General features: G+C 50.1%; 3 protein-coding genes. 2 read left to right on the top strand and 1 reads right to left on the bottom strand.

Going from position 1 to position 7,332, the window contains the following annotated elements:
* Positions 1 to 446 precede the first annotated feature (446 nt).
* Together ACRCZA_RS15250 and ACRCZA_RS15245 are read left to right on the top strand one after the other, a co-directional pair.
* Positions 447 to 1,679: a dicarboxylate/amino acid:cation symporter gene (locus ACRCZA_RS15250; protein ID WP_438675244.1), complete on the top strand. Its 1,233-nt coding sequence runs from the start codon at positions 447 to 449 to the stop codon at positions 1,677 to 1,679.
* A gap of 294 nt (positions 1,680 to 1,973) precedes the next feature.
* Positions 1,974 to 6,584 carry an ATP-binding protein gene (locus ACRCZA_RS15245; protein WP_438675243.1) on the top strand — a complete coding sequence of 1,537 codons (4,611 nt, stop codon included), beginning with the start codon at positions 1,974 to 1,976 and terminating at the stop codon, positions 6,582 to 6,584.
* Between the two features lie 157 nt (positions 6,585 to 6,741).
* Here ACRCZA_RS15245 and ACRCZA_RS15240 read toward each other — a convergent pair whose 3' ends face one another.
* Positions 6,742 to 7,233: a TIGR00645 family protein gene (locus tag ACRCZA_RS15240; RefSeq protein WP_438675242.1), complete on the bottom strand. Its 492-nt coding sequence runs from the start codon at positions 7,231 to 7,233 to the stop codon at positions 6,742 to 6,744.
* Positions 7,234 to 7,332 lie beyond the last annotated feature (99 nt).

Genomic DNA, 7,332 nt, shown 5'->3' with positions numbered 1-7,332 from the left:
TGGCTTACGGGCTAGATTGGGTGTTACGCGCTTATAGTCTTGATAATCACCAATAATATGACCTGTAAATGGTGAATTTTCGACATAATATGCTAATAATTGCTGTTTTTTAGTGGTTATATCCGAATGACCGCTTTTTGCGGTGGCTATTTTGTTAAATTATCAGGTTTTTTGTTTGATTTTGGTTGTGTAAAATATCGAGATTTTAGCTGTCGCTTAGCAGGTATTCTGGTGGCTTTTCTTGTTTAGTTATTTTTAATCAATTGGTTAACTTTGTTATGTGATTATTTAGCGTTAGCATACGTTCACTTTTTGCGTAAATTTTTTATTGAACTTGGTGCTAGCATGTTTCACTATCCCCGCCCGACTCAAAAAATGCATGGCGAAACTGGCCATCATGGAGGAGGAAATGGCACTGACTCTCGTTATCTGGGGACACCACAAGCATGATTAAATCACTTTCAACGCGGATCTTTATCGGTCTATTTGCTGGGCTGTTGTTGGGCTCGATAGTGCAATATGGCTTAAACGATATTGATTTTTTTGCCGATAACCTCGTCGAATTGGCGGCAGGGATTGGCACTATGTTCGTCAATATGATCATGATGTTGGTTGTGCCTTTAGTGTTTGTCAGCATTGTGTGTGGTGTCTGCGAGTTGCGGGATCTAAGCAGCTTTGGCCGTTTGGGCGGTAAAACTTTTAGTTTCTATATTATCAATACCTTGGTCGCGATTAGCGCGGCTTTGCTGCTCGCACTATTGCTCGAGCCTGGCAAAGGCGTTGACATGAGTAGCACCGAGGGGGTGGCGATTACGGCGACCGAATTGCCAAGCCTTATGGCGCTGGTGATCGATATTGTGCCGCGTAATCCGATCGCCGCCTTTATGTCCGGCAATATGCTGCAAGTCATCTTTATGGCCTTGCTGCTGGGCGGGGTGATGAAATCCCTTGGCGAGCATGTGGCTGGCGCAGTGCAGGGCTTTAAAACCGCGAATAAAATCATGATGAAATTGATTGCGGTGGTGATGAGTCTCGCGCCTTATGGCGTGTTTGCCTTGATGTTTAAATTAGGCGCCACCTTAGATGCCGCAGTATTTATGAGCGTGGTCGAGTATTTGGTGCTGATTTTAGGTTTGCTGCTACTGTGGATTTTTGTGGTGTATCCGCTGGCAGTGAGCTGTTTTACGCCGCTCTCTGCCCGTGCTTTTCGCCAAAAAACCCAGGAGCAAGTGCTGTTTTCACTGTCGACGGCAAGTTCCAATGCCACCATCCCGGTGACGATGCGCACCCTTACCGAAAAGCTCGGCGTGAGTCGTTCGGTTGCAGGCTTTGGGGTGCCGCTCGGCGCGACCATGAATATGGGAGGGGTGGCGATTTATATCACTATCGCTATTTTCTTTGTGGCCAATGCCTTTGGGATGACGATCACTACGGAGCAGTTACCGGCATTACTGTTTAGTATCTTCCTGTTATCCGTGGGCGCGGGCGGCGTGCCTGGGGGCGGCATGGTCATGATCGGGGTATTGATTCATCAACTGGGCTTGCCCATTGAAGCCTTTGCCATCGTTGCGGCCTTAGATCGGATCATTGATATGGTGCTGACATCCTGTAATGTGGTGGGCGATACTGCGGTATTGACGATTGTCGACCAGACAGAGAAGGCCGCGCAGCGCCTGTAGCTGCCCGAATGCTCCGATAATTGCGCGCCTCTGGCGTGTTTTTATCGCTGCGACCAGTGTGCTTATCGTTTGTTTATCTTGATATGTTATCGCCATTTTTTGCCTTGCATCCCCACCGCGACAGCAACATCGCGTTGTCCGTCAGATACGCGCCATCCTTAAGATTGCCAAGGTCTATGCTAATATGTGCCTTTCCCTTGTCCTTAGCGCGAATGCTAAGAGAGCGAGGGGGAGAACGTGTGCTGCTGTGGATCGTTCAATCGCATTTTTTAGGCAAAAAGTAGGATGGTAAACATGGCTAGTGCGCTGCAATGGGCGGCAAAAAAAGCAGCGTTTGTCATTGCGCCAATCGCCGCGCCTTGCGCCGGCGTGCTAACGGCCTGTGTCACTCCAGTTAAAGCGTTTTGGCGAGTTGGTCGAGTTGTTATTCATGGGCGAGTATCGCTTAAGGTTATCCCCAGTGTTTTGTTGGAATCCGGTATGTTGTTTTTAATGAGTAGATTGCCTGTCTTTTGCGCCTTGCTTAACAGGCTGCTCGCTTGGTTTCCCCTTGTGCGGCGCGCACGAGCATGCGATGCGCGCCAGCCGGCATTGCCCAGTTTCCTCGTCATCACATTACTGAGCAGCGTGCTGCTGGGGAGCGCCAGCGCTGGGGCGACCTCTTTGGTTGCGGCGCCCTGTGTGAATGAGCCGTTAGCATCACCACTTCTGAGTCCGCGCTCGCTGGTGCAGTCAAAATCGGCTAAGCCATTTACTATCACGATGATTTTGCCCGCGGATACGATTTTTAATCGTCATATCGCGGCCTTGGCGCAGGCGGCCGCGGCGGATTTTAATGTGCTGCTCAATGTTGTCTATGGCGATAACACAGTGTCAGGCTTAATGGCCTTGGGGCGTGAAGCGATCGCGCAGGGTGTCGATGGCTTAATCTTGAATCCTATCAGCGGGTTGGGCGAAGCCTTAATTATCGAAGCCCAAAAGGAGCATATTCCTGTCGTGACGTTAAGGGCGGGTGGGGGCAGTTTTAGCACCGCCGAATTGGCAAAATTACCGAATTTTATTGCCAATGTTAGCTTTAGCGACAAAAAGTCGGGGCAATTGTTGATGCAAAGCTTGCTCTCCGCTAACGAGGTTAAGCACGATTCAGTGTTGTTAATTGCAGGTCCCAAGGGGGAGGCTGGCGTGGAGCGAGGGGTGGAGGATGTTGAGCGCTTTATCGGCTCGGCTTCGGGGGGCGCCACGCTTAAGGTGGGCTATACCGATTGGAGCATCACGCAAGCCATTGCCCATTATGATGCCGCACTTGCAGCAGCTTCTAAGCCAAACATCATAGTGGCGATGAGCCCTATCGCTGCGATGGCGGTGGCAGAAAAAAACCGTCAATTAAGTCGGCAGTTTTTACCCATCGTAGGTTCAATGACTTGGTCAGACCGGGTGGGCCAGGGGATTGTGGATGGGACAATTCAGGCGGCGATTGCGGGGAGTGAGTTTTCGGGAGCGGTTGCTGTATCGGCGTTATTTGATTACTTAATGGCGCAGGACAATGTACCCAAGGGGGTTAATTTAGTGTCCCCCTTAGTGGTGATCACCCCTCATAATTACCAACGTTATGCCCCCATTTTGCAATTTGATCCGCTACGTTTAGATTTTAAGCGTATTTCACGGCACTTTTATCCCGAGATCTCCTTAGACGAGTTGCGCCTAGCCGACTTGCTGCCCAGTGAGGCAATGCTGCAATTTATTAATAGCTTGACGCAAGAAGAGCAGGCCTTTTTACGCCAGCATCCGTTGATCCGTGTCGGGATTGAACCCGATGGCGCGCCAATCGATTTTGTGAATCAAGCGGGCGAGCACTCAGGGTTGATGGCAAGCTATTTGTCTGAATTAGCTAGAATTATCCCTGTGAAATTCGAGGTGCAGCCCAGCAGCTCTTGGGAGCAGACCCTCAAAGAGTTTGAGGGGAGGCAGCTTGATATGCTGTCGCTGATGTCGGTCAGCGAGGCGCGGAAAACCCGCGTACTGTTTACTGAGCCGATAGCCGATTTCCCTGCGGTCGTGGTAGCGAGAAAAGATGCGCAATTAGTGGGGGGAATAACAGGCTTATCCGCTAAAAAGGTCGGCGTCACGCGGGGGGATATCGCCGAAGAAATCTTGCATAAATACTATCCCAAATTAACCGTGGTGACCTTTAGTCGGTTAGACAATTTGTTACTCGCGACCTTGAGGGCGGAGGTGGATGCGGCGGTGATCTTGCTGCCTAAAGCCGAGCAATTACTGCAATCTCCTGCTTATCAAGCATTAAAAGTGGTTGCGCCGGTGAATTATCATGTTGACCACGCAATGGGAGTGCGGAAGGATTGGCCTGAATTACAAGGGATTTTAAATAAAGCCCTAGCGCAAATCCCCGGTAGCACTCGGGCCGAAATGGATAATCGCTGGTTCAAAGTGCAGTACGAATTTGGCATGGATCCTGAGATCATCAAGCGCTGGGCCTTTGGCCTAGGCGCGATCATTCTGGGATTTTTTACTGCTTTTATGCTTTGGAATTACTGGCTTAAGCGTGAGTTGGTTAAGCGTAGTTTGCTGGCCGCGCAGCTCGAATCCAGCATGCAGAAGTTCCAAGCGCTGTTTGATTCGGTCGTGGATGCCTGCGTGATCATTGATAACCGCGCCGTGATCAAGGAGTGTAATGCCGCGCTACAGGCGTTGTTACAGGTCGATGATAAGGCGCAATTGCTTGGCACGCCGCTTGCGCGCTTTCATCTTGGGGACGCGATGCTGGGCAGCGACGCCCTTATTCAGCGCAGCTTTGAGTTAGTCGCGCAGCAGGGCCAGCTTAAATTTGAGGCCGATATCGAAAACGCGAGCGGCCAAAAGCTCCCCGTTGAAGTGACGCTCAAGGGTATTGAACTTAATGAGCAGCGGGTTATCTTGGCCACCTACCACAATCTCGCGGAGCGGCGTTTAGTCGATAGGCTGATCCGCCATGAGCGGGACATGCTTAAAAACGTGCTGGGCATGAGCCCTATTGGGGTCTGGGTGTGCGTTAATGGCATTTGTCGTTATGTGAATGAGCAAATGACGAATATGACTGGCTTACAGATTGGGCGGGCGCTGGAGGATATTTTTATTCACAGGCAGGACTATCAGCACTATATCCGTGGCTTATCCCCTGAGCAGGAGCTGATCGTCTTTGAATCCCAATTACAAGGGGCCCATGGCCAGCCGCTGGACGTCCTCTTTACGGCTTATCCGACATTCCATGATGGTCAACATGCCAATCTGTGCTGGGCCCTCGATATCACCCAAGCCAAAGCCATCCAAGGGGAGCTTGCCAGTGCCAAGCTGCAGGCGGATGAAGCCAATCGTGCTAAGTCAGACTTTTTGGCGAATATGTCCCATGAGATCCGCACCCCGATGAACGCGATCATCGGTATGTCCTATTTGGCGCTGCAGACCGAGTTAGCCGACAAGCCGCGGGAGTATATTACCAAGGTGCATCAGGCTGCGGGCTCATTGCTCGATATTATCAACGATATTTTGGATTTTTCTAAAATTGAGGCGAATAAGCTCAGCGTTGAACAGATCGAATTTGATCTTGATGATGTTTTTGCCCAGCTTGGCAATGTGATTGGTTTTAAGGTTGAAGAAAAGCATATGGCCTTAATTTACGATATCGCCCCCGATTGCCCCCGCTATTTTGTGGGAGATCCGCTGCGCTTAAGGCAAATTTTGCTCAATTATTGTAATAATGCCGTCAAGTTTTCCAGCGATGGGAGCGAGATCTGGCTGAGCTGTCAGGCCGAGCGCGATGAACAAGGCGCTACATTGACATTTTGCGTGGAGGATAACGGGATTGGTATTCCCGCAGATAAACAGGCGCTCTTGTTTAATTCCTTTGAGCAAATCGACACCTCGACCTCCCGTAAATACGGCGGCACCGGTTTGGGCTTGGCCATTTGTAAGCGCTTAGCCGAGTTAATGCAGGGCGATGTATGGTGTGAAAGCGAGCTCGGGCAAGGGGCGCGCTTTTATTTGCGCCTGCAATTGCCCCTGGCTAAGCCCTATGCTCTGCCGGCGTCATTGGCAGCCCTTAAGGGGGGAACGCTGTTCACGTTTGCTCTTAAACCGCGGCAACAGGCGATTGTTAGTCGCTGTGCCAGCACCTTTGGTATGACGCTGCAGACGCTCGAGTCTCTTGATGAGTTGACCGATGATGGCCTCGCGCCGCCCGGCGAAGCGGGGCAGCCGCAGGTGATTATTTGTGATGTCGCGACTTGTGATCATAAGTTATTGCATCTTATCCAAACGCACGATGCCCTAAGTCTGTTGTTAATTGGCAATGGTACGCCGCCAGTGGCGCTGCAAGCCTTAGCAGGGCCGCATCCACGAATACTCAGTAAAGCGCACCCTCTCACGCCGAGCGCCTTTGGCGATGCACTGCTGAGTTTGCTTAAGCCAAATGTCACTGAGGATGCCGCGAGCCCAGTCCGTGAATCTTTGCCTCAGGTTGAACCGCGATTATTGGGCGCCAAGCTGCTATTGGTTGAAGATAATATTATCAATCAAGAGATTGCCGTTCAGTTATTGCGCCAAGCTGGCGCGCAGGTGACCGTGGCTCACCACGGACAGGAGGCGTTAGAGTGCTTATCTCAGCAATCTTTTGATTGCGTGCTGATGGACGGGCAGATGCCGATTATGGATGGGTATGAGGCGGCGCGGCGTATTCGCGCTCTGCCTCAGTTTGCCGATTTACCCATTATTGCCATGACAGCCAATGCGCTGGCGACCGATGTTGAACGGGCATTGGCGGCGGGGATGAATGCTCAGATCAGTAAGCCGGCGCAGGTCGAGGAATTGTATGCAACGATTGCCCGTTATTTAGTCCATAAACCCGCTAACTAGCTGTTAAATCTGTTTACAGCGCTCTTGGCGTTGAGGGGAACTGTCCACGTTAATGCAGGCGATGTTAGCGCAGACTCATTAGCGTGACGGCGCCAATTGAATGTCACGCTAAGGGAGGCGAGGGCTTAATCATGCCCTTTAGCCTCTGGGCGTTAACTTATTTATCTCGGGTCAGTTTATCCAAATAGCCCATGGCAAAAGCCGACAACACAAAGGTGATATGGATTAATAGGTACCACATGATTTTCTCGTTATCGATATTCTCAACATTCATAAATATCTTAAGCAAATGAATGGATGAAATTGCCACAATAGAGGCGGCCACTTTATTTTTAAGGGAGCCAGAATCTAACTTACCAAGCCAACTGAGTTTTTCACTGCTATCGCCCACATCGAGCTGAGAGACAAAATTCTCATAGCCTGAAAACATCACCATGACAATCAGGCCGCCAACTAAGGTGATATCGATGAGCGACAGGGTGACTAACACTAAGTCAACTTCGCGCATTTCAAAAATGATCGGTAAAATGTGGAAAATCTCTTGGAAGAATTTAATGCCTAAGCCTAATAATACCAAGCTGAGCCCCAAATAAATGGGTGCCATAATCCAGCGCGATGCATACATTAATCTTTCAAATAGTTTTTCCATTCGTTGTGCCACCTTTTATATCAATACGGTATTAAACCGGCGAATCATGCAATGTAAAACAATAACATAAACTGCTTTCATAGCGCTATCTCCCGATGA

The sequence above is a fragment of the Shewanella sp. genome (genome assembly GCF_051658185.1).
Taxonomy (GTDB): domain Bacteria; phylum Pseudomonadota; class Gammaproteobacteria; order Enterobacterales; family Shewanellaceae; genus Shewanella.
The sequence above is the reverse complement of the archived record's forward strand: the minus strand, read 5'-3'. Positions and strand labels throughout refer to the sequence as shown.